Origin of the sequence: Halalkalibacter oceani, assembly GCF_023715705.1 — a bacterium.
Taxonomy (GTDB): Bacteria; Bacillota; Bacilli; order Bacillales; family Bacillaceae_D; genus Halalkalibacter; species Halalkalibacter oceani_A.
Map to the genome: position 1 here is coordinate 43,037 of NZ_JAMBOS010000019.1, position 26,831 is coordinate 69,867.

Below are 26,831 nucleotides of genomic sequence, written 5' to 3' on the forward strand. Positions count from 1 at the left end.
AAGTGTGGAATAGGCTCATAGCTTTACAGGCTGACGTGTCATGCTCACTCATTTGCAAAATACTTCAATTCAATTGCCAAATAACTAACAAGGCCGCCTCAAAGGGACAGTGAACCCCTTTGTCGACGACCTCTTTTACTCCATATTCAGCTATGTGAAATAGACACAAATCTTGCAGTTATTTATATCGTTAATCGGAATATCCATATCGTAAATTTCTTTTAGTACTTCTCTGTTAATAATCTCCGGTGTCGTCCCCTGCTTGACGACCTTCCCGTCCTTCAAGGCGACAATATGATCGGAATAACAGGATGCAAAGTTAATATCATGGAGCACGATTACGATCGTTTTGCCCAGCTCATCGACCATCCGTCTAAGCACCTTCATAATTTGCACAGAGTGCTTCATATCTAAATTGTTGAGCGGCTCATCGAGGAGAATATATTCGGTATCCTGGGCAATGACCATCGCGATATAAGCCCGCTGGCGCTGCCCACCACTTAGCTGGTCAAGAAACTTATCCTGAATATCCTCCAGCTCCATATAGGCAATCGCTTCATCAATATGCTTCTTATCCTCTTTTGTCAAGTTCCCCTGTGAATAAGGAAAGCGCCCGAACGAAACAAGCTCTCTTATCGTTAACCGCAAAGAAATATTATTGGACTGCTTCAAGATCGAGATTTTCTTCGCCAGGTCGCGGCTTTTTGTTTTCGTTATATCAACATCATCAATTCGCACATCTCCTGAATCCTTGGCTATCAAACGGCTTACAATTGAAAGCAGCGTACTTTTTCCAGCGCCGTTCGGACCAATGAACGAAGTGATCTGCTGTTTTTTAATACTGACTGTGACATGGTCGACGACATTTTTCGTTGCATATTGCTTCGTTACATCAATGACTTCTACCATTTTTTACTCTCCTTTAACAATAAGTATAGGAAATAGACTCCGCCGATGAAGTTGACAATGACGCTAAGTGTCGTCGAAAACGTAAAGACCCGTTCCACGATTAACTGGCCACCGACAAGGGCGATGATACTGATAAAGATCGCTGCAGTAATTAAATATTTATGCTGATATGTTTTCATGAATTCGTGCGCCACATTGGCAACGAGCAACCCGAGGAATGTAATCGGACCGACAAGTGCCGTTGCAATCGAAACGAGAATCGCGACGATGAACAGCAGCCGTTTGACGACATAATCATAATCGACTCCTAAATTAATCGCTTGCTCCCGGCCGAGTGAAATCACATCCAAATATTTAATAAAACGATAAAAATAGAGACTCAATAACAGAATGAGAATAATTGAAATACCAAGTAAATCGGTATTAACATTATTGAAGCTGGCAAACATCCGGTCCTGCACGGTCATGAATTCGTTGGGATCGATCAGAACCTGCATAAAGGTCGACAAGCTTGAAAACAAAGTCCCGAAAACAAGCCCGATCAAGAGCAGCAAATAAATATTCTGCCCTTCTCTTTTAAAGAGAAGCTTATAAAGAATCGCAGCGAACACGACCATCAACGTGACAGATAAGAGAAAATTCACATATGGATGAATCAGCGTAAAACCGATCGAACCAAATGCAAAAATCATAAATGTCTGTAACAGCAAATAAAGAGAATCCAGGCCGATGATACTTGGCGTCAAAATCCGGTTGTTCGTAATCGTCTGGAAAATGACCGTTGAAAAGGCAATCGCCGCTCCGGTGATGACAATCGCCAAAACGCGGAATCCTCTTCTCGGCAAAATGTATTCCCAATTTCCGTTGGCGCTGATCGTCATAAACACCGCGATCAAAATGACCGACAGGACAGCGAGAGCAGTAATTTTCGATTTATAACCCATATGATTTCCTCCTTAGTAACAAGTAGAGGAAAATCGCGCTTCCGATCACACCAACCATCAAACCGATGGCAATCTCATAAGGATAAATAATCAGTCGTCCCAAAATATCACAAGCGAGGACAAAGATAGCCCCCAACAAAGCGGTGTACGGAAGATTATCCCGCAGGTTGTCACCGCGGTAAATCGTCACAATATTAGGGATAATCAGGCCAAGAAAAGGGATCATTCCAACCGTTAACACAACAACGGATGTAATCAGGGCAACAATAATAAGTCCTAAGTTGACAACCCGTCTGTAATTCAACCCGAGATTGACGGAGAATTCCTCTCCCATTCCCGCCACCGTAAAGCGGTTAGCGAATAAATAAGCAAGAATAAGTCCAGGGATGCTTATGTAAAGCAACTCATAATTACCTTTAATAATTGTGGCGAAGTTACCTTGTAACCAGGCAGACATATTTTGGATCAGATCATGACGGTAAGCAAAGAATGTCGTGATCGAGCTGACAATATTTCCAAACATTAATCCAACCAGCGGAATAAAGATCGTATTTTTAAACTTGATCCGCTCTAAGATTTGCATAAAAATAAATGTACCCGCCAGCGCAAAAGCGAAGGCAACGAGCATTTGTTGCAACGGTGTAGCCGAGCTGAACAGAATTAACGAGACAAGAATCCCCAGCCTGGCAGAATCCATCGTTCCGGCCGTTGTCGGGGAAACGAATTTATTCCTCGTAAGCTGCTGCATAATCATCCCGCATATACTCATGCTGACTCCGGCAATCAAAATACTCACCAGACGCGGGAACCGCACGAGCCACATCGTCTGAGCCTGTTCCTCACTCATTGAGAATATGTCGAGTGGCGAAATATCACGGACGCCAATGAATAAAGAAACAATGGATAACACAATTAACAGAATCACTAAATATCTTTTCTTCATCAAAAATTCCCGCTCTTTCTATAGCTAAGGGTTTTTCAATACGTACAGTCGCCAGTCGTCAAATCGACGATGATAATGATTATCAACATCCGATAAAAGAAAGCCTGATAGCGAGAGTTACTATATTGATAATGATTATCGTTCCAGCCCCATTTTACCTTTCTTGACCGCCGATTGTCAATGTTTAATCGCCGACGCCTGTCTCTTATTCAGTGCTGCGAAAGAGTGGCAACCATAGGGAGATCACGCATTTTCACCTACATGAGTGGACATCACCGCACCTGAAATAGACTTCGCTATTTTGGAGTTTTGTTCAAGAGTTTAGCAAACACATTAGTCAAGTCGTGCGGACAAGCATGCTCGTGTCAGCAGCTGAGACGCCACTTTCAAAAACGGATGGATACACCTTCACTCAATGCTTAAGGGCCGGGAGAAAGGTAAAAAACTACCTTTCTCCCAGCCCCTACCTATGTTTGTACCCGTTAATAATAGAATCTATGATTTTGTTCGGCAGCTTCTCTCGCCAGACGGAAGCTTGAAACAGCTAACTGAGCATACGTCGTTTCTTCCTTTGGACGGAACTGGTTCTGGCTGGCCGTCAGCAGGTCCAACGCATTTGCCAGGGCCACATAACCGCGATACTTCTCCGTCACGAGATTGGCATCGGTAAAGCCTAATTGATAGATTGCATCATGCTTGCCGGCTGCTTCCAGTCCAAGTGCTCTAATGTACCAGACCGCTAACTCTTCACGTGTAAGCGGCTCATCAAGAGCAAACTCGCTTTTATCGGTATCAAGCACCCCGTAATTCACAGCCATTTCTACGACGTGAAAGAGTGGATGATCCGGACCGATATTGTCAAAGGACTGAGCGCGTTCGTTCTCTCCCGGGAATGGTGGATAAATATACGTTAGCGACTTCATTGTGACTTCTAACGCCTTCCCTTTCGTAATCTTCTCATCAGCATTGAAGTTTTCTGGATCATCAACAACTAAAATCCCTGCTTCAAGCAAATGATTCAGTTCCTTCTCCGCCCAAGGGTGAGAGACTTCTGGAAGCACACGATCTTCACCGACGGCCCATTGGCCGGTTAAGGCATCCAGATACGCATAGCCTTTGTCAGAGAATCCCGGAACATAGAGCAAATGATAATGCTGAGCCTGGTCGGCATTGTAATCTCTTACATAACTAAGCGAAACTTGAAGCGCTTCATTAAATCGTTCAATCGCTTCCTCTTCAGTGATTGCTTCCTCGACCGCAGGCCATTGGTCAATTTCCTGGAACTCAGCATTAAGATTAATCAATTCTCCGTCCGGCGAGACGGTTACAAACAGCTGATTCCCTAAGACTTCAAGTCCGTTTTCAACCCGTGGAAAAGCGAAGTTAAATTCACCATTATAGGAATTAACATTCTCTCTCACCGGGTAAGCATAGTGATGTAAATAAGATGGTGCATATTCCTCTAAATAATCGACTGCCTTCGTCAATGCTTCTTCCTCAGATAAAGTACGACCAGGCTTTGGCTCCTGCCCGATTTCGTTCAGGACATCCGGCTTAATATTGTAATAATTCACAATTTCACCTGTTTGCGCATCAAGCTCAAGATTCGTTCCATAACCGCCATTGCGGTACTCATACATATAGTTGACACTAATGACTTCACGGCCACTATAGCTTTGGTCCGTCTTCTCGACTGATTCGATCCGGAGTTTCACTTCATCTAAATCAATCGCCAACAGTTCTTCAGCAAAACGGCGCGCTTCCTCCAGCGTTATTTCGTTCCCGCCCGCTTTCAGCGGCTCATCAGCAAGCATCATGAATTCACCAAGAGTAGGCACTTCTTCGCTAAAGTCGACTGCTGTCTTCCAGTCACCGGATAAAGCATGAACACCTGTTACGAGTGGCAGAGGAGAATAAACGAGCTCGACTTTTTTACTATTCGGCTCATTGAAATTAATTTGATAGTGTAACTGCAGGTTGATGTTTTCTTTAATTTTCTCCACTACACTTGCTTCATCAATGACAGCATCCGTAGCATCATAGCTGTAGCCCTCGCTGTCATTCTCCATCTTATAAAAATCAGTTACGACGCCGTTGGCCAGCACAGTGACCTGAAAAGATTGATCAGACACCGGTATCCCGTTATGCAGCCGGTTAAATGTGAAATGATAACGAATCGGTTCCGTTAATGTCTGATTCCCATAATAAGGGAACCACTCATCAGACAGTTGATAGGAGCTACCATCTGGAATACGCTTCATAAGATCCAACGCAATTTCTTCGGCATCTTCTTTTGTTACCTGACCGGGAAACAGAGCATCAGTCACATCTGCCGGCTGGTAATTAAATTGTTCAATATGTAAATCTTCACCGACAAACAGCGCATTTCCATAAACAAACTTGCCGTTGCCCATCTCTTTATAAAAATCCAACATATAACGAACGACATCTTCATCCTCGCCACCATAGCGAAAGCCGCTTCCCATTTCAAAATCACTGGCACTTAGGAAATCAAACGTGCCTGGGAATAACTCTTTCAGCTTATCGATCAGTTGTTGTTTTTCCACAACATTTTCCACTGAAGATATTTTAATCTCAACTGGCTGTGCTCCCTCTTGGACCGGAAGCGCACTCGCACCGGCCATCGGGGCAAAAGTCCCCAATCCCACTGCAGCCGCCAATGATAAAATACCTAATCTTTTGCTACTTTTCAAAATATCCCTCCTAGAAATCATCCAATATTTAGCTTTCTGTATAAATATATTACAATTTCTAATATTTTGTATATAGTTTTCAAGATTCTTCATAATTTAGTTTATTTATTTTGCGAGGGCTCCACCATCAATCGATAATACCGCTCCGGTGAGATACTTGTTGTCAGGCATGGCAAAATAAACGCATGCTTCAGCAATTTCCTCAGCTGTGCCTAATTGCGGCGTGACACGGCGACTTAAAAACTGCTCCATCAAATCTTCCGGCTGCGGGTGATTGGCGAGCATTTCTTTTATCATCGGGGTTTCAATCGTCCCGGGACAAATGCAATTAATCCGCACCCCTTCTGACGAATGATCGACTGTCATCGCTTTTGTCAATCCGACGACAGCGGCCTTCGCTGCGCAATAGGCCGCTCGGTTGGCCAGCCCTTTTAATCCTGCTTCTGATGCAATATTAATAATGGAGCCGGACTTTTGCTTGATCAAATGCGGCAGGCTGTAATGGCTGACCAAATAAGTAGAGGTGACATTGACGGCAAAAACCTCGTCCCACTCTTCCTTTTTCACCGTCGCCACGCTGCCTGGAATGACGACACCGGCGTTATTGACGACGATATCGAGCTTGCCGAATTGCCGGTTGACTGCCTCAATCATCGCTTTTACATCCGCTTCAACCGTGACATCGGCCTGGTAGAACTCTGCCACTCCTCCCTTCTGCTTAATGTGGGCCACTACTCCTTCACCGCGCTCCTGATTCCTCCCAATGACAGCAACCTTTGCCCCTTCCTCAGCCATTTTTTTCGCTATCGCCTCTCCAAGACCGGAAGTTGCTCCCGTCACGATCGCTACCTGTTCTGCTACTCTCATTCTATCTCCTCGCTTTCTCGTAAAATCAAAAGAACTTTACCACCAATATCCAAATTAGTCAATTGAATATTCTGAAAACTGATCCTTGTTTTCACTCTCATCATGAAGACGAGCAGCAGCTTACTGCTGCTGCCTGGCTGTCACTTCTTCAGAAAGAACGCTTGCTTTCCGCTCCTGATAAAAAGCGAGCCGGAAACCGATTAACGCCAACAGAATGCTGACCATGATAATATTTTTGCTGCCATCGAAAATAGTACCTGCATCAAGGTTGCCCCCTCCGGCACTTCCATGTCCGTGAATCTGTAAGGAAACATCACTCCCGATGGCGCCCAGCGTCATCGCGACAGCAGAAATGGCCGAGGCAAATGTATGGCCCATTTGCCGGGTCGTTTCCAGCATTCCGGAGGCGAACCCTTGATAATTTCCCTTGATCGAATTCATGATGACGTTGTTATTAACCGACCAGAAAATCCCCATCCCCGCGCCAATCCAGGCACCGACCAGAATATATGGAATAAGCGAGGTCGAACCGAGGACAAACCAATAAATGATAAAACCAGAAAGAATGATTCCCATCCCGACCGGCCGGATCGCGTTTGAGCCTGTACGATCGTAAATCGCCCCGCCGATCCGTGGAAAGATCGCATTCATAAATTCGACCGAAATTAACACAATCCCGGCATAAATCGGGGCCATCCCCAACCCATCCTCTACTAAGAACGGGACAAAGAACGTGACATTGATCATCGCCAGATGAAGAATAAAATTCGCTCCTAAAGAAGAGACAAATAACTGATTTTTGAATTCATGAAGAATAAGGATCGGCTGCTCCGCCTTCCTTTCGACCATGACGAGCAGAAGCATTAAGCCGATTATTAATATAGGAACGACAAACGGGAAGAGCGGCTGACAGGTGAGAGCCTGCATTCCTCCCGCAGCCGGACTGCAGCTGCCGAAATCAGGAATCGCACTCACATAAAACACCGTAGAAACAATAATGACATAAATCAGCAGAGCACCACGCAAATCAATTTTCGTCGATGCTGACGCCACTTTCTTTTCCTTAACGGTGGAAACGAGATATAGAACCAGAATCGCCATCGGAATTGTAATCCAGAAAATAAGGCGCCAGCTGAAAAATTGAAGAAAGATTGTACTAATGCAGATGCCGATCAGTGAACCGAATGCCGCGGCTGACGTCACTTTGCCAAAAGCACGCGCCCTCAGCCCACCCTCCGGAAACAGCTTTGAAATGATTGATAACGCGTTGCCTGACATGAGCGCAGTTCCAATCCCCTGCATAGCGCGAAACAAAAAAAGCTGCATATAAGAGGCGGCGAAACCGCAGGCAATTGACGCCACTAAAAAAATAACCGTCCCGGTCGTAAATACTTTTTTATCGCCGAACTGGTCTCCAATTCTTCCCGAAATTAACAACAATCCAGTTAATGACAATAGATAGATCGCCATAATCCAGCCGCTTTCGGTCATCGTTAATCCAAGGTCTCGGCTGACGCTTGGCAGCATCGCCGCCACCGGAACGAGGGCAAACTGTACCATAAAATAGCCTACTATAACGGTATTTAACCCCTTTTTTTGCTCCGGGCTCATCTTTCCTGTTGTCATGACATCTCCCCTCCTTTTCTATCCCTTCATTGCGATTTGTTTGTAAACGGTTACAAAAAGTAGCGTGCCTTGCTCAGCCCCTTATCGCCTCCTTCCTTTTACTAATTTTGACTAGCCTCTTGCTTTTTTCGAACCGCATGAATTTCTGATCACTAATTCCGGCTCTAATGTAATGCGAAACGGTAGTGAATCTGAACGTGAAGAAGCTCTATTTTTATCTTCGATTTTTTGCATCAGCTTTTCAGCCGCTAATTGAGCCATCTCTTCAGCGCGTATCCCGACGGTCGTTAACTCGATTAAGCTATGCGCCGATAAGCTGATATTATCAACCCCAATCAGAGCGATCTCATCCGGTACGGCGATCTGCTGCTTTGTCAAATAATTAAGGGCATCAAGCGCAATATGGTCAGCCGTTGTAAAAACAGCCGTCGGCTTCACCTTTTTGCTGCGCATTTCCTCGAGTACCTTTGGCACTTCAGTCCTCGTATTCGTAAAATCAACAGAACGGATAAAATGATCATATGCTTTCAAGCCGTATTCGTGTAAGGCAGCATAATACCCGGAAATCCGGTCCTGCACCGTATTGAATTTATTCGGTCCATGAATGATCCCGATTCGCTTATGACCTAATTGAATCAGATGCTTCACGGCCGTATAAGCCGCTTTAAAGCTGTCATGAATCACATAATCGGTATCATCCTGATCCGTTTTGCGATTATACAGAATATAAGGGATGTTGTTTTTTTCAAGGTTCTCAAATGACGTGTCTTTAAAAGCAGCACCAATAATGACGCCATCCACTCTTCGATTGACGAGGAGGTCAATATACTCTGTCACTTTTTCTTTTTTTTCATCCGTCACATACACATTGACATGACAATTGTAGCGTTCGACAATTTTAATAATGACTTCAGCCGTCTCCGCAAAAAAGGGGTTGCCCAGATTGCCGACAATTAACCCGACGGTGAACGTTCTTTTCATCACCATGCTTCGGGCGATCAAATCGGGCTGATAATCAAGCTCCTCAATCGCCTGCAATACTTTTTTCTTCGTACTTTCTTTCACAAAAGGATTGTTGTTTACCACTCTTGATACTGTCGCCGTCGAAACTCCTGCTTTTACTGCTATATCTTTAATCGTCACCTGCACTTAAATCGCCTGCCTCAACTGATCTTTACATGTTTATTTTTCCCATTGTACACGTTTACAATATCAAGGAATGCAAAATAGTCAAAAACACTTGAGAATAGTTTATCATCCCCAATCCGCATGGTCAATAAAATTCTGAAAATACGAATAATTGATCCTGACTGCCTCCTTATTAGCTGGATTGGTTCCTTTATAGCCGATTTCCAAGCCACCTTGCGCCTTTTAACAATCCGTTTATCTCTCCGCTTCTTCATGCACATCGAATGCCTCCTGACTCAGCTCTGGATATTTACCAGGTAAACTACTCATAACACCAACAGGAAAGAGGGATAATGAAGAAGAAAAACGATTGGAAGGAGGCAATCCAAACTGCCCCGTCTTCGTTTTTCCCTGTCTGCCTTGTTCAGCGTCGATCTGCGTTTCCTTTTATCTTTCTAGCCTGCTTTGCCACCATGGTATAATATGCTAAAGGTCCTTTTGAAAACGAAGCCGGAAAGGTGATAATAATGATGAAGAAAAGCAATGAACGTCCACATCAAGGATGGAAGCTTGACAATAGCTATGAGCGCCTGCCGGAGATCTTTTTTACTCATTTGACTCCATCTCCTGTCTCCTCACCGGAGCTTGTGATTTTCAACGATTCCTTAGCTTCTGCTTTAGGATTTCAAAGTGAAGAGCTGCGAAGCAAAGAAGGCACTGAAATTTTTGCAGGTAACCGAGTGCCCGAGGGGGCTTCGCCGCTTGCCCAAGCTTATGCCGGTCATCAATTTGGTCATTTTACGATGCTCGGGGATGGACGGGCTCTGCTGATCGGGGAACAGCTCGCCCCATCTGGTGAGCGAGTTGATATTCAGCTCAAAGGCTCCGGACGGACGCCATTTTCACGCGGTGGCGACGGGCGCGCCGCTCTCGGTCCGATGCTGCGCGAGTATTTGATCAGTGAAGCGATGCACGCGCTTGGCATTCCGACGACGCGCAGCCTCGCGGTCGTCACAACCGGGGACCCCGTATACCGGGAAACCGAGCTGCCGGGTGCAGTCCTGACTCGTGTCGCTGCCAGCCATTTGCGCGTCGGGACATTTCAATATGCCGCCAGATGGGGTTCGAAAAAGGACCTGCAAATGCTCGCTGACTACGCCTGGGAGCGCCATTTTTCTGATCTCCCTGCCGGTCAGAACCGTTATTTGTCTTTGCTGCGGCATGTTGCTGAGCGCCAGGCCAAACTAATCGCCAAATGGCAGCTGGTCGGCTTTATTCATGGCGTGATGAATACGGACAACATGACAATCAGCGGGGAGACGATCGATTACGGTCCATGCGCCTTCATGGATATCTTTGATCCCAAAACCGTATTCAGCTCCATTGATACACAGGGCCGTTATGCTTACGGCAATCAGCCGCGAATTGGTGAATGGAATCTTGCCCGCTTTGCGGAGGCTCTTTTGCCGCTGCTTGCTGACGATGAAAAAGAAGCAGTCGATCAGGCTCAGGACGTCATTTCCAATTTCGCCGCACAATTCCGGCAGGACTGGCTCGACGGGATGCGCGCCAAGCTCGGCATTACCAACGAAGAAAAACAGGATATTTCTCTGGTTGAAGACCTCCTCGGGATGATGCAGCAGGATAAAGCGGACTACACCAATACATTCCGCGCTCTTACGCTTGGAGAATATCCCGCTGATAGCAGTCTGTTTGCCAGTACTCTGTTTAAAGAATGGGAAGAACGATGGCAGGCGAGGCTCAGCCGCCAGAATTACCCGAAAACGGAGATTAAGCAGCTGATGAAGCGCCATAATCCGGCAATTATTCCACGCAATCATTTGGTAGAAGAAGCATTAACCGCCGCAGTCGAGCACGGTGACGATACCGTCCTGCAGCGCCTTCTCGCTGTCCTGGCCGATCCATACGCCTATTCAGCGGAGCAGACGGCCTACGCCGCATCGCCTGTCCCTTCCTCTCAGCCTTATCAGACATATTGCGGCACATAAAAGTGAGGGGTTCTTTTTTGAGTAAGACAAGCTTGAGACAAAGGATAAAGAAAAAGCCGATCATTGTCTCAAGCTCCATTTCACCTGCGGTCTCAGTCATTATAAGTTGAACTCCCCTGCTTGACTGGCGAGATCTTCTTGCGCTCTCGGCCCTATATGTATCATAATACGAGTAAAAAACCTTATAGTCTTTCGCTACCATCCTACCAGACTATGAAATGGGGATTTCATGAAAAAAACAAAGCTGTTTCTCTATCTTACAATTTTTTCATTCTATTAGCCTGTATTCGGCTATTGTGGCTAAACTTCCATGTTATTCCTTATGAGCGATATGCTATCGATGGCGTCCTTGATCTGAGCAACGAGAACATGCCAATTGATGACGTTATTACATTAAGCGGTGACTGGTCTTTTTACCCGAACCAGCTGCTTCATCAAACAGAGGATCTTGAATCGTCCGAAAAGCGTTATCAACCTGTTCAAGGCGAATGGGATAAGGGAAATGAACAAGCTTCCCTTCAATACGGCACCTATCATTTGCGGCTGCTCATAAATGAAGCAGATATGGCAAAGCCATACGGGATCAGAATTCCGTCCATCCGTTCCGCCTCCCAAGTTTACCTGAATGGGAAATCACTTGGACAGGCCGGGGTTCCAGCTGCTGATCAGTCGGATTTTATTTCTCGCAATGTTCCGTATTATGTATATTTCTATGCGGATACAGAGGAAATCGACTTGTTCATTCAAGTCGCTAATTTGCCTGATACCGGTCCCGGCAGTGTGGACCAGCACGTCACACTTGGACATATGGACGTTCTTAAACGAGAAGAGCTGATCGCGCTTATCAGCGAGATTACGGTGGCAATCGTTTTCCTGATCCATTCTCTTTATGCTGGAATCATTTATCTGTTAGGGATCAGGCAAAAAGAATTAATCTATTTTATGCTGCTTACGCTTCATGCCACATTAATGATTATGGCATCTGACAGCAAGCTTCTCTATACGCTATTTTTGAACGTCCCATACGACTGGCAAGTGAAGGTTACTTATTACATATATTCAGCGGTTATGCTGTTTTTGCTGGTCTATTTTAAGCATTTAATGCCAGACTATATGAACAACCGGCTTTTCCGGCTCGTGCGTCTGGGCTGTCTGGTCTACCTCACTTTTATTATCCTGGCACCCGTTTCGACGATATTGAGCGTCAAATCACTGTTGCTGTTTGTCATGCTGATTCCTTCGCTGATTATTACGATTCAGCTGATCCGTATTACGTTCCACGGAATGGCGGACAGCGTTTATATTATGTTAGGTGTAACAGCCGTAACGAGCAATGTAGTTTGGCTTGTGTTAAGTCCGAGAATTACTCCTGTGTATGTGTTTTACCCGTTTGACTTCCTGTTTGCGATCATAATTTTCTGTATCTTTTGGTTCAAACGCTACTTCCGTAATGGCGAGCGGACAAAGCTGTTATCTGAACGGCTGAAACGGGCCAATAAGAAAAAAGATGAGTTCCTTGCGAATACATCCCATGAATTGCGCAATCCGCTTCATGGAATTGTCAGTATCGCCGAACATGTCTTAAAAACCGAACAAGCAGTGATAAGCGCCAAAAGCAGGCATGACCTGGAGCTGCTGCTCACAGTCAGTCGCAGAATGGAGCTCCTTATTAACGACCTTCTCGACATGACACAATTAAAGGAAAATCAGATCCGGCTCACCCAAAGCCAGTCGATTTATCAGCAACGGTCAATGGGGCTCTCGATATGATTTGCTTTTTAAGCGCAGGAAAGCCCGTTCGCCTGATATCGGAAGTAAGCGACGATTTCCCTGCCGTGAAGGCCGATGAGAATCGTTTACTTCAAATTCTGTTTAACCTTGTTCATAATGCAATGAAATATACGGAAAAAGGTTCGATTACGATTCGCGCTTCGGTAGTTGGCTCGAACGCTTATATTAGTGTGATCGATACCGGTCCGGGAATTGACGAAGATGTGCAAAAAAGGATGTTTGAGCCTTATGAACAGGGCGACCCAGGAAAGGCAGCTTCAGCTGGAGGCATCGGGCTCGGGCTGGCAATATGCCGGGAGCTTGTCGAGCTTCATGGCGGTGAGTTGACTGTCAGTTCAACGAAAGGAAGCGGCACTACCTTTACTTTTTTCCTGCCTGTAACGGAAGAAATTGCTGAAGGTCTTGAGCATAATGAGCAGTTTATTGAACATGAACAATCTGGAGCCGCTCTTCAAGCTTCAGAGCTACTAACTGAAGAGGAAGCTTCATCTGTGGCAAATATATTGATGGTCGACGATGATCCTGTCAATCTGCACATTATGGGAAAAACAATTTCAGCAGAAAATTATGCGATTACGACTGCGTTAAGCGGGCAGGAAGCATTAGAAAAACTGACAGACCGGAACTGGGACTTGGTCATCAGTGATGTGATGATGCCACAAATGTCCGGCTACGAGCTGACCGAAATCATCCGGAAACGCTTCACCATTTCTGAACTTCCGGTTTTATTGCTGACAGCGCGCAATCGTCCGGAAGACATTTACACCGGCTTCCAATCCGGTGCGAACGACTATATTACAAAGCCTGTTAATTCTTTAGAGCTTAGGGCACGCGTCCTCACATTGGTTCGCATTAAGCAAACGACGTCCGAGCACCTGCGAATGGAAGCCGCATGGCTACAGGCGCAAATCCAGCCGCACTTTCTGTTTAATACATTGAACACGATACTTGCTTTAATGGAATATGATCAGGAAAAAATGAGAAAAGTTTTTGAAGCCTTTATCGACTATTTACAATCAGGCTTTGATTTCGAAAATTCAAAGCAGGCGATCCCGCTCCAGCAGGAATTGGCGGTTGTTCGATCCTATTTATTTATTGAACAGGAAAGGTTCGGGCAACGCTTAACAGTAATTTGGGAAGGAGAAGACGATATCGACGTGGACGTCCCTCCTCTCTCGATCCAGACATTGGTCGAAAATGCGTTAAATCACGGAATTTTAAAGCGGGTTGAAGGGGGAACCGTCCGCCTTGCAATCACCAGCGACGGGCAGGAAGTGACAATATCGATTGCCGATGATGGCGTGGGCATGCCTGCTGACATAAGTCAGGGTGCGTTTATGCAAGCAAAACCGACAAAGGGCGTTGGGCTGTACAATACCGACCGGCGCCTGAAGCAACTATACGGTCACGGATTGTCGATCCAAAGCACCCCAAACGAAGGGACAACGGTCTCCTTCCGCATTCCCTTGAAAAAAAAGCAGCTTGATCGTTGAAAAGCTAGAATGAGAATGAGACAAAGCTAAGGGGGTTGGACAAAAGGTAAATCCGCCTTTTGGTTCACCCCCGAAAGCATTGTAGAACGGAGACATTTCTCAGTTTGCAAGTCTTTGGACAGCACCTTCAATACTCCAATCATTTCTTTTCGTTCTTCGGGAGCAATCAACAGCTGCTTGTTTAATTGCAAAAGCTACTTTCCTCGCTCCTCAACGCCTCTCTGCTGTCATTAAGACAAAAAGTCGCACAGCATGGACAAAAAGAGTGAGACTAAACAGACCAATTAACGTAATATCAAAAACAGCTGGTGTCTGAAAATCAACAAAAAGCACCATAACTGCTAACCCTATTCCTAGCATCAATACATTCATATAACCAAATTTTTCAAGCATCAGCATCTGTGGATGTGCTATTTATATTTTAGCAGGGGCAGGAAGTATCCTCCCTCTCCATTAGCGGCGACGTTTCTTTTTCGGAGGAGAACGTCGTTTTTCTTTTTTTCGTTCTTGTTTTAACTCGTAAATGTCTTTCAAACTTGATGTAATTGCTTTGAAAGCTCCAGCAATAAGAGCGAAAAGCGCGATGAGCTTTTCGGCATCCACTGATTCGCCTCCTTTCTACCATCATTATACTGTTTACAAAGGAGGCAATGAATAGGTGTGATGCTTATTTCCCTCAAAATAAGCATGTAGCCTTGCAATAACTTCCTCACTCTTCTGATATCGGGAAGCCCAGGCAATTGGCTCATTTTTCCGGTAGTACAACGAACGTATATTCGCATATAATAAGTAAGAAAACCGCCAGGCGGTTTTCTTAGAAGTGGCGTGCAAAGCCGTTACAGCCAAAAAAGGAAGGGTGGTTACATGCATATCCTACACGAGAAGCAGATCCAGCAGCTTGTCCACCAGTTTATCTTTTTGCCTTTAGCCCGCACCGTTTTTGAGCAAGATCGCCAAAAGATCGGGCAGGCCAAACTCAAAATCCCTTTTCCGTATGTGCAAATGATTGATGCTGCGATCAAGGAAATCACACTCGATCTTCGAAATTTGCGAAGAGAAACGAGAAGAAGCGGCCTTACCGTATACAAAGAGGAACAAGGCTATCTCGTCGTCTGGCGGGGCTACCGCAATAAGGTCAGCTACACCCCCGACGCGATGCGCCGCCATGTATCAGATGTGATGAGCCGCTACTTAAAGCAGGCCTTAAGGCAAAATAAGAAAGAGTAATGGAGACAATTGCTAAAGGAATTGTAATTCCGCTAATAAGTGGCAAAATGTCAGCGCAGCTAACCCAGCAACAAAGCGCTTACCTGTTTGAATGATTGTGAGATTTTTGAATATGCCTACGTCTCTGTTACATCTCAAAGAAACCTAGCGAGTAAACTCACTAGGTTTGCGGTAAACTACTAACTCGTTTTATTTATTTCGATATCGTCCTGTTGTTTTGAACAATCGTTGTCATTCTCTTACGATTAGACGCAATGATATAGACAGCAGCCCCCGCAATCAAGACAACGATTAATGAGCCAACATTCCAGAGTCCTTTTTGTGAATACCAAACAATTGAATACCCAACTGCTCCCGTTAAGAACGCGTAGTAAGCAAATGGAATAAGGGTTTTTCTAATAACCTCACCTTCTCGACCTACAATACCTACAACAGCTGATGCAGCGACAACATTATGAACACAAATCATATTTCCTGCTGCCCCCCCAACTGCCTGTAATGCCACTATCCAAGTCGGATTAACTCCAATTTGTGAACCAACATCGTACTGAAACAGTGCAAACATCATATTACTAACTGTATTACTTCCTGCAATAAACGCTCCTAGCCCGCCAATAAACGTTGCAAAGAACGGCCAGTACTCACCAGCTAAAGCAACTGCACCATTTGCAAGTTCAATTGGCATTTGGTCATAGCCTGCCGCACCGCCACCAGTGTTAATAAAGACTTGGACCATTGGAACAGTAAAAACAAGCGCCGTTGAAGCGGCCAGAGTTGTTTTCAAAGAGGTAGACACCACTTTTTTGTATGCGCTTCCATTCATGCCATGCATAAAATACGTAATCAATGAGACAAGAATAAAAATTGTTGCAGGTGAATAAAGAGGCTGAAAGCTAGCTGTAATTCCCGAGCCAAACATATTTTCAGCTGACAAAACCCACGCTTGCGCCCATGCTTTGAATGGTAAAACATCTAATCTTGTTAGGACAAGGAATCCACCGACTAGAACATAAGGAACCCATGCCATCATCATGCTCATTGAACCGCTTTTATGAACAATATTTTGAATCTCAAGTTTGCCAGACCATGATGAGTCCCACTTTGATTTGTCTTCAAAATCCCAAATCTCATCTTTCGCTGGCATAAGAAATCCTTTCTTTGCAGCAGAAATAACAATGATTAATCCAATTAACCCCCCAATCATCGCTGGAAACTCAGGACCAAGGACATTCGCCACGATGACATATGGAATTGTCATCGCAAAAGAGGCAAACAGGGCAAACTTCCACATCTTAATTCCTTCACTAAATGATTTATTCTTTCCAAAGAACCTTGTCATCAGTGCAACTACAAATAATGGGATGAGAGCCCCTGCAACCATATGCAGAATTGCTGCTTTCCCCCCTATAACCGTCGCTAGGCTAAGGAAGTCATCCGTTATCGAACTATTAACAGCTAATCCATTCTGAATCCCTACCAAAACAGGTGTTCCAACAGCACCAAACGTAACTGGCGTGCTTTGGATCACCATTCCAGCTAGAACGGCCGCCATTGCTGGGAAGCCTAAGCCAACTAACAAAGGTACAGCTACAGCCGCTGGTGTTCCAAAACCCGATGAACCTTCAATGAAAGATCCGAATAACCAAGCAACGATAATAACCTGAACTCGTCTATCAGGAGAAATATCCGTAAATCCTTGACGAATTGTACTTAGCGCTCCACTTTCTTGTAATGTATTTAACAACAAAATTGCACCAAAAATAATAAACAAGAGCGTACCCGCAACAACAAGCCCATTGACAGAAGCTGCTGCAACATTCGCAAATGGAACTTGCCAGATAAACAATGCAAGCGCTACCGCAACAAGATACGAAATTGGCATCGCCTTACTTGCAGGCATCCTGAACCCTACTAGGAAAACTGCAACTGCAATGATTGGAAGCAACGACAGAAAGGCTAACATACCAGTACCCATTCAAGATCCCCCTTTTTTCAGTTAATAGTTAATGCTCAGAAATAAAAATATTCTTTAAATGGAATATTCAGTATAATTATATATATTCTTCTTTAAATTACAACAATTATTCGAAAATTAAATAAATCAATTATAACCATTCATCGTGTACTGCCTACTGTCATAGATAGTCTTATACATATGCATTCAATGTGACACTTGTTTTCTTCATTAATCATTACTAATCTCTATCTTCCTCTTATTCATTAACAATTAATGTCCGCATTACATCACAAAACAAGCAGGAAGAGGTGTCTTCCTGCTTGCATTCATGTGGTTGGATATTACCTGACAGCCATACCTTCCTCTTCTTTCTTGAAAAACGTCTTCATCGCGTGGTACACATCGCCTTTTTCCTTGAGGATATGGTAGCGGAAGCGCGTGTCGTCGATGTTTTTGTAGGCGCTCATCAGGGTCGAATGCCGGCTGTACTGATTGACCTCGCCGTAGCCAAACATGCTTGATACTTCCATCAGCTTCTCAACGAGTTTCAGACAGCGGGCATTGTCGGAGGTCAGGTTGTCGCCGTCGGAGAAGTGGAACGGATAGATGTTGTAGCGTGCCGGGTCATAGTCTGTTTCGATTCGTTCGAGTGCTTTGCGGTAGGCCGAGGAGCAGATCGTGCCGCCGCTTTCTCCTTTTGAGAAGAAATCTTCCTCCGAGACGACCTTCGCTTCGGTATGATGGGCAATGAATTCAATATCGACGGTTTCGTACTTCGTCCGTAAGAAGCGCGTCATCCAGAAAAAGAAGCTTCGTGCCATGTATTTTTCCCAGCGCCCCATCGAGCCGCTTGTATCCATCATCGCCAGCACGACGGCCTTTGATTCGGGGCGGATGGTTTCATTCCATGTTTTAAAGCGAAGATCATCATTTTGAATCGGAATAAGGCCTGGGCGTCCTTCCAACGCATTTCGTTTAATCGCCGATAAAATCGTCCGTCGCTTGTCGATGTTGCCCATCAGCCCTTTTTTACGGATGTCATTAAACGAAATATCCTCAATCACCATTTCGTCTTCTTCCTTCTTTTGTAAGTTTGGCAGTTCGAGCTGACGGAAGAGGATTTCTTCGAGCTCCATGATCGAGACTTCTGCTTCAAAATAATCCTCGCCCGCCTGGTCGCCGGCTCCCTGACCTTTGCCGGGACCCTGCTGCTTCGCATTCGGATCGCGGGCGACGACGTCTCCAACCTTGCTTTCCCCGTCTCCCTGACCAACATGCTTGTTTTTATCATAGTTATAGCGGATTTTGTATTCATCGAGGGAACGAATTGGAATACGAATGACGTCACGCCCGTTAGACATAACGATGCTCTCCTCACTGACAAGGTCGGGCAGGTTCTTCTTAATCGCTTCCTGGACCTTTTCTTGATGGCGGCGCTGGTCCTGATATCCTTTTCGATGCAGACTCCAGTTTTCCTGTGACACAACAAATTGGCGCTGGTCCTTGCTTGTCATGTACTTTCCCTCCTCTTTTCTTGCTTTTCCGTCACATCCCTATAAAAAGAATGATCATGCAACTGACCATGTTATAAATGATTCACTCTTTTGAACCAGTTGAATATAATGGTTTCGAGCCATATCTAAAATGGCTTACTCTATCCTATGCAGACAGGTCAGAGAGTTGCTAATAAATTCTGACAAATGGGGGAGAAATAAGCGGACAAGCCGGAAAAAGATAAGGACCGCAGAGCTAGGCTAAATGAAAAAGCTCCCTTGCCGTTTCGACAATGAAGCTCTTCTTATCCGCTACGGAACCTTAATTCACGATACCAGCTTCTGTTAAGGGCCAGAAACGCAAATCAACCTTACCGACAATCTGGTCAATCGGAATCGGACCGAGACGGCGGCTGTCAAGGCTGTTAGGCCGGTTGTCACCAAGTACAAAGACATGACCCGGGGGAATCTGTTCAGGAAAAGCAAAATCATTTGTGTAAAAGCCAAACCCGTATTCCTGCTTTTTCTGTTCAAGAAATGGTTCTTCAACCGGCTGATTGTTAATATAAAGCACGTCTTCTTTCACAGCCACTGTATCCCCCGGCAGGCCAATGACGCGTTTAATATAGTCCTCTTCCTCCGTCGCATGGAAGACAATCAAATCAAAGCGGTCCGGCTCTGTAAAGCCATAACCGATTTTATTAATAATAAACCGCTCTCCGTCATAGACATTCGGCATCATTGATTCCCCTTGTACCTCATAGCTTGTAAATAAAAAAGTCCGCACGATTACAGCTAGAATGACAGCTATCATAATTGCTTTTGTCCACTCAAGCCACTCATTTTTCTTCGTCTCCACGGTAGCTCCTCCGACCCTTTTTCTTATTAACTTAACACTGTTTTTGGACAAGCTCAAGTCCCAGAGACATAAACTCTTTTTTCCCCTTTGTCTTCTGGCCCAGGCTCTGTCTTAGAAGCACGGTGCAGGGCCGTTTTAAGGCCTTTGCTCTCCATAAGGGTGAGGCGTGCTACGCGCGTGGCCGCTGACTTCCTTATAAAAAGGCTCCTCCTGCCAGAGAATGTACTGGCGGGAGAAGCCTTGCTTGTTTTACCGATTTAACAGACTGCCTACATAACGGAGCAGTTCATTGGCTGAAACGGAATTATAGCCATGTTCGTCAATGAGGCGGGCAATAACTTCGTTAATCTTTTTAAGCTGGGATTCATCCGGTGTTTTCGTTGACGTTGTAATTTTGACAATATCTTTCAGATCGGCAAACAGCTTTTTCTGAATCGCTTCGCGCAACCGCTCATGCGAGTTGTAATCGAATTTTTTCCCTTTTCGAGCGTAGGCGGAAATCCGGATCAGGATTTCTTCACGGAACGCCTTCTTCGCGTTTTCCGAAATGCCGATTTGCTCCTCGATCGAGCGCATCAGCTTTTCATCCGGGGTCATTTCCTCACCGGTTAACGGATCACGCAGCTTATTTTTATTGCAATAGGCTTCTACATTGTCTAAATAGTTATCCATCAGCGTTTTCGCTGATTCATCATACGAATAAACAAAAGCCTTCTGCACTTCTTTTTTGGCGATCGTATCGTATTCCTTGCGCGCAATCGAGATAAAATCCAAATAGCGCTCACGATCCTCCTTTGAAATCGACGCATGCTGGTTCAGTCCCTCTTTGATTGAACGCAGCACATCAAGCGCGTTAATCGACGTTAACTGCTTGCGGACAATCGCCGATGAAATCCGGTTAATGACATAGCGCGGATCAATTCCGCTCATTCCTTCATCCGGATATTCCTGCTTTAGCTCCTCCAAGTCCTGTGAATTATAGCCTTCCACGCTTTCCCCGTCATAAAGCCGCATCTTCTTCAACAGATCGACGCCCTGCTTCTTCGGCTCCTGCAGCCGGGTCAAAATCGTGAAAATCGCCGCTACTTTTAAGGCGTGCGGGGCGATATGGACGTGAGACAGATCACTTTCGGCAATCATTTTCTTGTAAATTTTCTCTTCTTCACTGACCTTTAAATTGTATGGAATCTTCATGACGATAATACGTGAGTGAAGCGCTTCATTTTTCTTATTTGAAATAAAGGAACGATACTCCGATTCATTCGTATGAGCGACGATCAGCTCGTCGGCACTGATCAAGGCGAAGCGTCCCGCCTTAAAATTCCCCTCCTGTGTAAGTGAAAGCAAATGCCAAAGAAACTTCTCATCGCATTTGAGCATCTCCTGGAATTCCATCATTCCCCGGTTCGCTTTGTTGAGCTCGCCGTCAAAGCGATACGCCCGCGGGTCCGACTCCGAGCCATACTCCGCGATGGTGGAAAAATCGATGCTCCCGGTTAAATCAGCAATGTCCTGTGATTTTGGATCGGATGGGCTGAACGTTCCAATTCCGGTCCGTTTATCCTCTGAAAAGAAGATTCGTTCGACGAGCACATCCTCAATTCGGCCGCCATATTCTTCTTCCAGCCTCATCATGTTCAGCGGTGACAGATTTCCTTCAATTTTAATTCCGTATTCGTCATAGAAATCCTGGCGAAGATGATTCGGAATCAGATGGAGAGGATCCTCATGCATCGGACAGCCTTTAATCGCGTAAACGGCGCCCCTCTCTGTCTTGGAATATTGTTCAAGCCCGCGCTTCAGCATCGTGACGAGCGTTGATTTCCCCCCACTGACCGGGCCCATCAGCAGTAAAATACGCTTTCGGACATCAAGACGCTTCGCGGCGGAATGAAAATATTCCTCAACCAGCTTCTCAATTGAATCCTCTACTCCGTATAGCTGTTCACTAAAGAAGGCATATTCTTTTCTGCCATTCTCCTCCTCGACACCAGCATCCTTAATCATATGATAAACACGGGAGTGAGCGGTTTGGGCAATCCATGGCTTCTCTTTTAGAAGCTGTAAATAATCAGCAAAAGTCCCTTCCCATTTCAAACGTTCTTCTTCTTCTCTAAAGTCCTCAATCTTTTTTAAAATACTCATGTGGCGAATACCTCCATCCTCGTGTTCAAGAGCGAGATTATTACACTTTATGCGCCAAGTAAGGTGAACATGCATCTCATTTCCATTTCTCTCCTGCCAGGCCTCTTGACCCGAACGGAACGGTTGCCTCAGCCGGAAGATTTTTCCCACTGTTTCTCCTGATTTGGTGTACAATGAGAGCGAGAACGATGAAGTGAGTGTGAGGATATGCTAAAACATGCTACAGGCTGGATGATGACGACCGGATTTCTGTTCATCTTTATCTTTTTCCTGGCCGAAGTCACCGCAGAGGTCGAAGAAGTTCAATCTCTTTCCAGTGCGCTTGAGCAGCACATTAATATAGAAGACGTTACGCTCTCCTCCAACAGCGCAATGTATGACCGTAACGGGGAATTGATTTCGGATATTTACCGCGATGAAAATCGGATATACCTTACGTATGAGGAAATCCCTTCCTTACTCGTACAAGCCTTTATCGCCACTGAGGATCAGCGTTTCTTTGAGCATAACGGGTATGACTCCATCGCGATTGCCCGCGCGATTGTATCCAACGCCAGACAGCAGGGGATCGAAGAAGGAGCAAGCACCGTGACCCAGCAGCTGGCCCGTAATCTTTTTTTGTCACATGATCAAACCTACAATCGCAAAATGAGCGAAATTCTCTATGCACGTGAGCTGGAGAAACGTTATACCAAGGAAGAGATTATCGAGCTTTACCTGAATACGGTTTATTTCCATAACGGCGTCTACGGGATTGAGGCGGCTTCCACGTTTTATTTCAATAAGCCAAGCCGCGAGCTCTCCCTCGCCGAGGTCGCTTTTTTGAGCGCCGTACCGAACAACCCGACGCATTATGACCCACTGACCCGAAGTGAACAGACAAAGCTCAGGCAGGAATGGATCTTGCAGAAAATGCTCGAAGCAGGCTATATTTCAGCTGAACAATATGAGGAAGCTCTCGCTGAAGACATTCAGCTGGAGGTGCGCCAGCGCGTCGATCGTTATCCGGATTACGTCACCTATATCCATCACGAACTGACCAGGCTTATTTCAGCGAGCGACGGCTATGAGCAGCGGCTGCGCCAGGCTGCTTCCGAGGAAGCGCAGGAACAAATCAGGCTTGAGCTGGAGGAAAGGGTCCAGGAGGTACTTGAGCAGGGGGTTCGAATTGAAACAGCGCTCGATCCGCTAAAACAGGAACAGGCTGTGCAAACCGTTCAGCAGGAGCTGCCCCGCTCCGATATTGAAAGCGCCGTCGTCATGATCGATCACACGCAGCATGAGATTGTTGCGCTTACCGGCGGGAAGGATTATAAAAAGTTTAATTTCCACCGCGCCTTTCAAAGCTTTCGTCAGCCAGGCTCAGCAATCAAGCCGTTGCTCGTCTATGCACCTTATTTAAATGAATATGATATTCCGTTGCAGAGCACGATAAACGCCAACGATGTCTGCCGCGGCGATTATTGTCCGCGAAACTTCGGCGGGGGGCAATATGGGATGGTTTCGCTTGAAACGGCCTTTAAGCATTCCTTTAATACACCTGCTATCCGGATTATGGACCGGGTCGGGGTCGAAACAGCCTTTTCTTATTTGGAGCAACTGCCTTTCACAAGGATTGCTCCGGAAGATTACCGGCTTCCGGCGGCCTTGGGAGGCTTTACATACGGGGTTTCCCCGCTTGAGCTGACCTCCGCCTATACTACGTTCGCAACAGGAGGGACGTTCATCCCCGCCTACGGCATCCGGCAAGTGACAAATAAGGATGGAGATGTGCTGTATAGCTGGGAGCAAACGGAGACACAATTATGGAGTGAATCAACGAACGAGAAAATGCGCAGGCTGCTCGCCGCCGTGCTTGACAGCGGAACCGGGCAAAGAGCGCGAGTCCAGGGCGGCTACGCCGGGGGGAAAACAGGAACGACCAATGACTTTTATGATTTGTGGTTTGTCGGGTTAACCGATACGTATACGACCGGGGTGTGGGTAGGAAAAGATACGCCGGCTGACCTGTCCGCCATTTACAACCAGGCGCCTCATTTGCGTATTTGGCGAAAGCTGCAGTAGGAGAAAGCGCCGGCTCTCAGGACCTGGTCCCTGCTACAGCGGCAAGCTAGCGATAAAGCTGTTATACAGCTTCAGGCCGGCATAGGCGACAGCAACGACAAAAGCACTCCAAAAAATCATATGAAAGAAAATCATTCCGATCAGCCCTGCCGGATGAAAGGCATCCGTTAATTTATAAACAAGGTAAATAAAATAAATAAGACTGGCCCCGAGGAAGACAATAATCAACAAGAGAAGCTCGCTCGACAGCAAAAGCGCGATAATACTCGCAGCTAAGTAAATTGAGGAGCCCGCTTTTGCTTTATTAAGCTCATTGCCTTCCTCATCCTTTGAAAAAAACAGCATCGAAAGCTCGATTATCGTATCGGCGATCAATTTCAAGGCGGAAAAAACCATAAAAAAGAATAAGACGAGTAAAAAAAGCAAGGTCAGCTTAATCCCGTTCTCCGAAAAAAATTCACGCATTCCTTCGTAAAGACCAAGCTTGGCCAGCTCATTTAAGATGAGCGTTTGGCTGTACATGGCAAAAGCAAGACTGAATAAAACGATTGAAATAAGCGGAAAATGACTTGTAATGTATCGATTTGACATGCGCTGGCGCTCCTATCTCCTGATCGCTTTTTTCGTAAGCGGCTTGAGAGTTCATTGACTTTTCATTTCTTTTACATCAAAGTTCGTATATAATAAAAATATGATTGTCACAAGGAGGAATCTTTATGGGTACTTTACTCATCCTTGGTGTTTGTGTTGCATTCCTTGCTGCTATCTTTACAGCCGGCTACGACGAAAATCCTCACAAGCATTAATGAAAATCGACCAACCTGCTACTTCTGGTTGGTCGATTTTTTTTGTAAGACCGGTCCTGAGTCTGTTAGGACAAACCGGGGAAGCCTTGCTGTCGAACCGCCTCGTAAATAACAATCGCCGCCGTATTGGATAAATTCAGCGAGCGGATATGCTCCGTCTGCGGAATGCGAAAGCAGCGCTCTTTATGCTGTTCAATCAGCTCAGCCGGCAGTCCGGTTGTCTCTCTGCCAAATACGAAGAAATGGTCCTGCTCCCGGTTCGAATAATCAAACTCACTATAGTTTTTCGTTCCAACCGTTTCAATAAAATAAAATTCTCCATCCGGATAAGTCGAAAACAGCTCGTCCACCGCATCATAATAGCGGATCGTCACACTCGGCCAATAATCACAGCCTGCCCGCTTTAACATCCGGTCGTCCGTGGAAAAGCCAAGTGGCCGGATCAAATGAAGCGTCGTATTCGTTCCGGCACAGGTTCTGGCGATGTTTCCTGTGTTCGCTGGAATTTCCGGCTGATAAAGCACGATATGTAAACCCACACCCATGCACCTCTATTTCTGAATCACTTTTGTCGATATCGTCAACTCCCGTATTATACCACCTTCCTCCTATTCAAAAAAGAGATAGCGTCAATGTCCCCCTCAAGCTGCATTTTTTTACAGCTTGAGGATGCTTGCAATCAAGAACCGCTATCCTGCTAATAACCGCTACACATCGTCGATAATATGAAAAAACTTATAGTTAATTTGCGGTGTCCAGGCCGTTGAGTCTTCATACGCCCAATAGCGCATCCGGCTGTTTGAAGACTGGGCATTGACGAGCGGTTCACCATTGGCATCCTTCGCCACAACAATCGTTGAGTGCTGCCAGCGCCCATCCCCGTTAAAGTCATAGCAAACCACATCTCCCGGCTTCAGCTCCTTCGCCGATTGTCTTTCCTGTCCCCTCAACCCGGCCTTTGACCCGCTTAAATGCCAGCGCAGGGAGTGGGCGACAGACCAGCTGAAACTCCACTTTCCTCCCTGATACCACCAGCCCGTTGCCCGGTTCGGATAACCCGTCATTCGCGCTCCTCCGGCATACAGACATTGCGAAATGAAATTCGTACAGTTGTCCGTGAAACGATGATAGGCCGGATTGTAATCATCCCACCAGCGTTCGGCATACCGCACCGCTTCACGCCGGTTATATACACTCTCCCCTTTTTTAGGGTGTCGTACGTCAATACTTTTTTCTGCCTGTGCTTTTTTTTCCGGAAGATGAAAAAGCTCCTCATCGCTTTTCACTTGTTTCGCCTCAATCGTCGCTCGCCTGAACTCTAGCTTTTCCTCTAAATACAGCGTGTCCTTCAAGGCGATTAACTGTTCACAGCGAAGAAAATAATCGATGATCTGCCGCGTCCCAATGCGTATTGTTCGCAAAATATCCCCTTCGACATAAGAGCGGACGATTTTCGCTCCGCGCTTTTCATGCATCTGAGCTGTTCTTCGCGCCCGTTCGGATGCTAATGATGTTCGGTCAAGCAGCTGAGGCTCGACAAAGGCTTTGTTCTCTTTTTCAATATGATGATGGAGCATTTCAACGATGGAACTGTTCATGCTGTTACCCCTTTCTCAAAACATTGCAAAAGGCTTCATTCCCTGGGGATCGGACTATAAATTGTGATACTATAAAAATCCTATGCTTAGCCCTTTGTCCTTCATACATACGAAACCGCTATGCGGTTTCGTCAGACTGTTGAGAAAGTCTTCTCAACAGTCTTTTTTTGTAGATATTAATCCGATTATTCGGGTAAATATAGTATAATATAGGTAGATTAATTGTGAGGTGAGTTGTGTATGTTACGCCCTGTCCGT

At 45.6% G+C, this 26,831-nt stretch carries 20 protein-coding genes; 5 read left to right on the top strand and 15 right to left on the bottom strand.

What is annotated here, in order from left to right; translation table 11 throughout:
* Positions 1 to 150 precede the first annotated feature (150 nt).
* The 7 genes from M3212_RS15530 to M3212_RS15560 all read right to left on the bottom strand — a co-directional run bounded on the left by M3212_RS15530 (position 151) and on the right by M3212_RS15560 (position 9,152).
* A complete protein-coding gene (locus tag M3212_RS15530; RefSeq protein WP_251194889.1) occupies positions 151 to 909 on the bottom strand; it encodes an iron ABC transporter ATP-binding protein in 759 nt (252 codons plus the stop codon).
* Positions 903 to 1,853 (bottom strand): iron chelate uptake ABC transporter family permease subunit, encoded by a 951-nt coding sequence (locus M3212_RS15535; protein WP_251194890.1) that lies wholly within the window; start codon positions 1,851 to 1,853, stop codon positions 903 to 905. The genes M3212_RS15530 and M3212_RS15535 overlap by 7 nt, the downstream gene beginning before the upstream one ends.
* Positions 1,843 to 2,796, bottom strand: a complete 954-nt coding sequence (locus M3212_RS15540; protein WP_251194891.1) for an ABC transporter permease — start codon at positions 2,794 to 2,796, stop codon at positions 1,843 to 1,845. The genes M3212_RS15535 and M3212_RS15540 overlap by 11 nt, the downstream gene beginning before the upstream one ends.
* 482 nt (positions 2,797 to 3,278) lie before the next feature.
* The gene (locus M3212_RS15545; protein WP_251194892.1) at positions 3,279 to 5,510 is read right to left on the bottom strand and encodes a YcdB/YcdC domain-containing protein; all 2,232 of its coding nucleotides are present in this window, start codon (positions 5,508 to 5,510) and stop codon (positions 3,279 to 3,281) included.
* Positions 5,511 to 5,615: 105 nt separating this feature from the next.
* On the bottom strand, positions 5,616 to 6,377 hold the full coding sequence (locus tag M3212_RS15550) for an SDR family NAD(P)-dependent oxidoreductase (protein WP_251194893.1): 762 nt from the start codon (positions 6,375 to 6,377) through the stop codon (positions 5,616 to 5,618).
* Between the two features lie 120 nt (positions 6,378 to 6,497).
* A complete protein-coding gene (locus tag M3212_RS15555; protein WP_251194894.1) occupies positions 6,498 to 8,003 on the bottom strand; it encodes an MFS transporter in 1,506 nt (501 codons plus the stop codon).
* Positions 8,004 to 8,114: 111 nt separating this feature from the next.
* The gene (locus tag M3212_RS15560) at positions 8,115 to 9,152 is read right to left on the bottom strand and encodes a LacI family DNA-binding transcriptional regulator (RefSeq protein ID WP_251194895.1); all 1,038 of its coding nucleotides are present in this window, start codon (positions 9,150 to 9,152) and stop codon (positions 8,115 to 8,117) included.
* Positions 9,153 to 9,661: 509 nt separating this feature from the next.
* Between M3212_RS15560 and M3212_RS15565 the strand changes: the two genes are divergently transcribed.
* From M3212_RS15565 to M3212_RS15575, 3 genes are all read left to right on the top strand, one after another.
* Positions 9,662 to 11,140 (top strand): protein adenylyltransferase SelO, encoded by a 1,479-nt coding sequence (locus M3212_RS15565; RefSeq protein ID WP_251194896.1) that lies wholly within the window; start codon positions 9,662 to 9,664, stop codon positions 11,138 to 11,140.
* Positions 11,141 to 11,509: 369 nt separating this feature from the next.
* Entirely contained in the window at positions 11,510 to 12,910 is a 1,401-nt protein-coding gene (locus tag M3212_RS15570) for a histidine kinase dimerization/phospho-acceptor domain-containing protein (RefSeq protein ID WP_251194897.1), read from the top strand.
* On the top strand, positions 12,907 to 14,424 hold the full coding sequence (locus M3212_RS15575) for an ATP-binding protein (protein ID WP_251194898.1): 1,518 nt from the start codon (positions 12,907 to 12,909) through the stop codon (positions 14,422 to 14,424). The genes M3212_RS15570 and M3212_RS15575 overlap by 4 nt, the downstream gene beginning before the upstream one ends.
* Before the next feature lie 453 nt (positions 14,425 to 14,877).
* On the opposite strand, the gene M3212_RS15580 is transcribed toward M3212_RS15575, so the two are convergent.
* Entirely contained in the window at positions 14,878 to 15,027 is a 150-nt protein-coding gene (locus M3212_RS15580; RefSeq protein WP_251194899.1) for a hypothetical protein, read from the bottom strand.
* 261 nt (positions 15,028 to 15,288) lie between these two features.
* On the opposite strand from M3212_RS15580, the gene M3212_RS15585 reads away from it, so the two are divergent.
* Positions 15,289 to 15,651, top strand: coding sequence for a hypothetical protein (locus M3212_RS15585; protein ID WP_251194900.1), 363 nt, complete (start codon positions 15,289 to 15,291; stop codon positions 15,649 to 15,651).
* Positions 15,652 to 15,844: 193 nt separating this feature from the next.
* Here M3212_RS15585 and M3212_RS15590 read toward each other — a convergent pair whose 3' ends face one another.
* The 4 genes from M3212_RS15590 to M3212_RS15605 all read right to left on the bottom strand — a co-directional run bounded on the left by M3212_RS15590 (position 15,845) and on the right by M3212_RS15605 (position 22,105).
* Positions 15,845 to 17,626, bottom strand: a complete 1,782-nt coding sequence (locus tag M3212_RS15590) for an L-lactate permease (protein WP_251194901.1) — start codon at positions 17,624 to 17,626, stop codon at positions 15,845 to 15,847.
* Positions 17,627 to 17,949: 323 nt separating this feature from the next.
* Positions 17,950 to 19,122, bottom strand: coding sequence for a sporulation protein YhbH (yhbH, locus tag M3212_RS15595; protein WP_251194902.1), 1,173 nt, complete (start codon positions 19,120 to 19,122; stop codon positions 17,950 to 17,952).
* A gap of 301 nt (positions 19,123 to 19,423) precedes the next feature.
* Positions 19,424 to 19,960, bottom strand: coding sequence for a signal peptidase I (gene lepB, locus M3212_RS15600; protein WP_349774199.1), 537 nt, complete (start codon positions 19,958 to 19,960; stop codon positions 19,424 to 19,426).
* Between the two features lie 249 nt (positions 19,961 to 20,209).
* Positions 20,210 to 22,105, bottom strand: a complete 1,896-nt coding sequence (locus tag M3212_RS15605) for a PrkA family serine protein kinase (RefSeq protein ID WP_251194903.1) — start codon at positions 22,103 to 22,105, stop codon at positions 20,210 to 20,212.
* Between the two features lie 207 nt (positions 22,106 to 22,312).
* Here M3212_RS15605 and M3212_RS15610 point away from each other — a divergent pair, with 207 nt between their 5' ends.
* Complete coding sequence (locus M3212_RS15610) at positions 22,313 to 24,169, top strand: transglycosylase domain-containing protein (RefSeq protein WP_251194904.1); 1,857 nt, start codon at positions 22,313 to 22,315, stop codon at positions 24,167 to 24,169.
* A gap of 33 nt (positions 24,170 to 24,202) precedes the next feature.
* Here M3212_RS15610 and M3212_RS15615 read toward each other — a convergent pair whose 3' ends face one another.
* The 3 genes from M3212_RS15615 to M3212_RS15625 all read right to left on the bottom strand — a co-directional run bounded on the left by M3212_RS15615 (position 24,203) and on the right by M3212_RS15625 (position 26,573).
* Positions 24,203 to 24,760 carry a DUF5366 family protein gene (locus M3212_RS15615; protein ID WP_251194905.1) on the bottom strand — a complete coding sequence of 186 codons (558 nt, stop codon included), beginning with the start codon at positions 24,758 to 24,760 and terminating at the stop codon, positions 24,203 to 24,205.
* A 280-nt stretch (positions 24,761 to 25,040) separates the two neighbouring features.
* Complete coding sequence (gene trmL / locus M3212_RS15620; RefSeq protein WP_251194906.1) at positions 25,041 to 25,514, bottom strand: tRNA (uridine(34)/cytosine(34)/5-carboxymethylaminomethyluridine(34)-2'-O)-methyltransferase TrmL; 474 nt, start codon at positions 25,512 to 25,514, stop codon at positions 25,041 to 25,043.
* Between the two features lie 168 nt (positions 25,515 to 25,682).
* The gene (locus M3212_RS15625) at positions 25,683 to 26,573 is read right to left on the bottom strand and encodes an amidase domain-containing protein (RefSeq protein ID WP_251194907.1); all 891 of its coding nucleotides are present in this window, start codon (positions 26,571 to 26,573) and stop codon (positions 25,683 to 25,685) included.
* Positions 26,574 to 26,831: the final 258 nt, after the last annotated feature.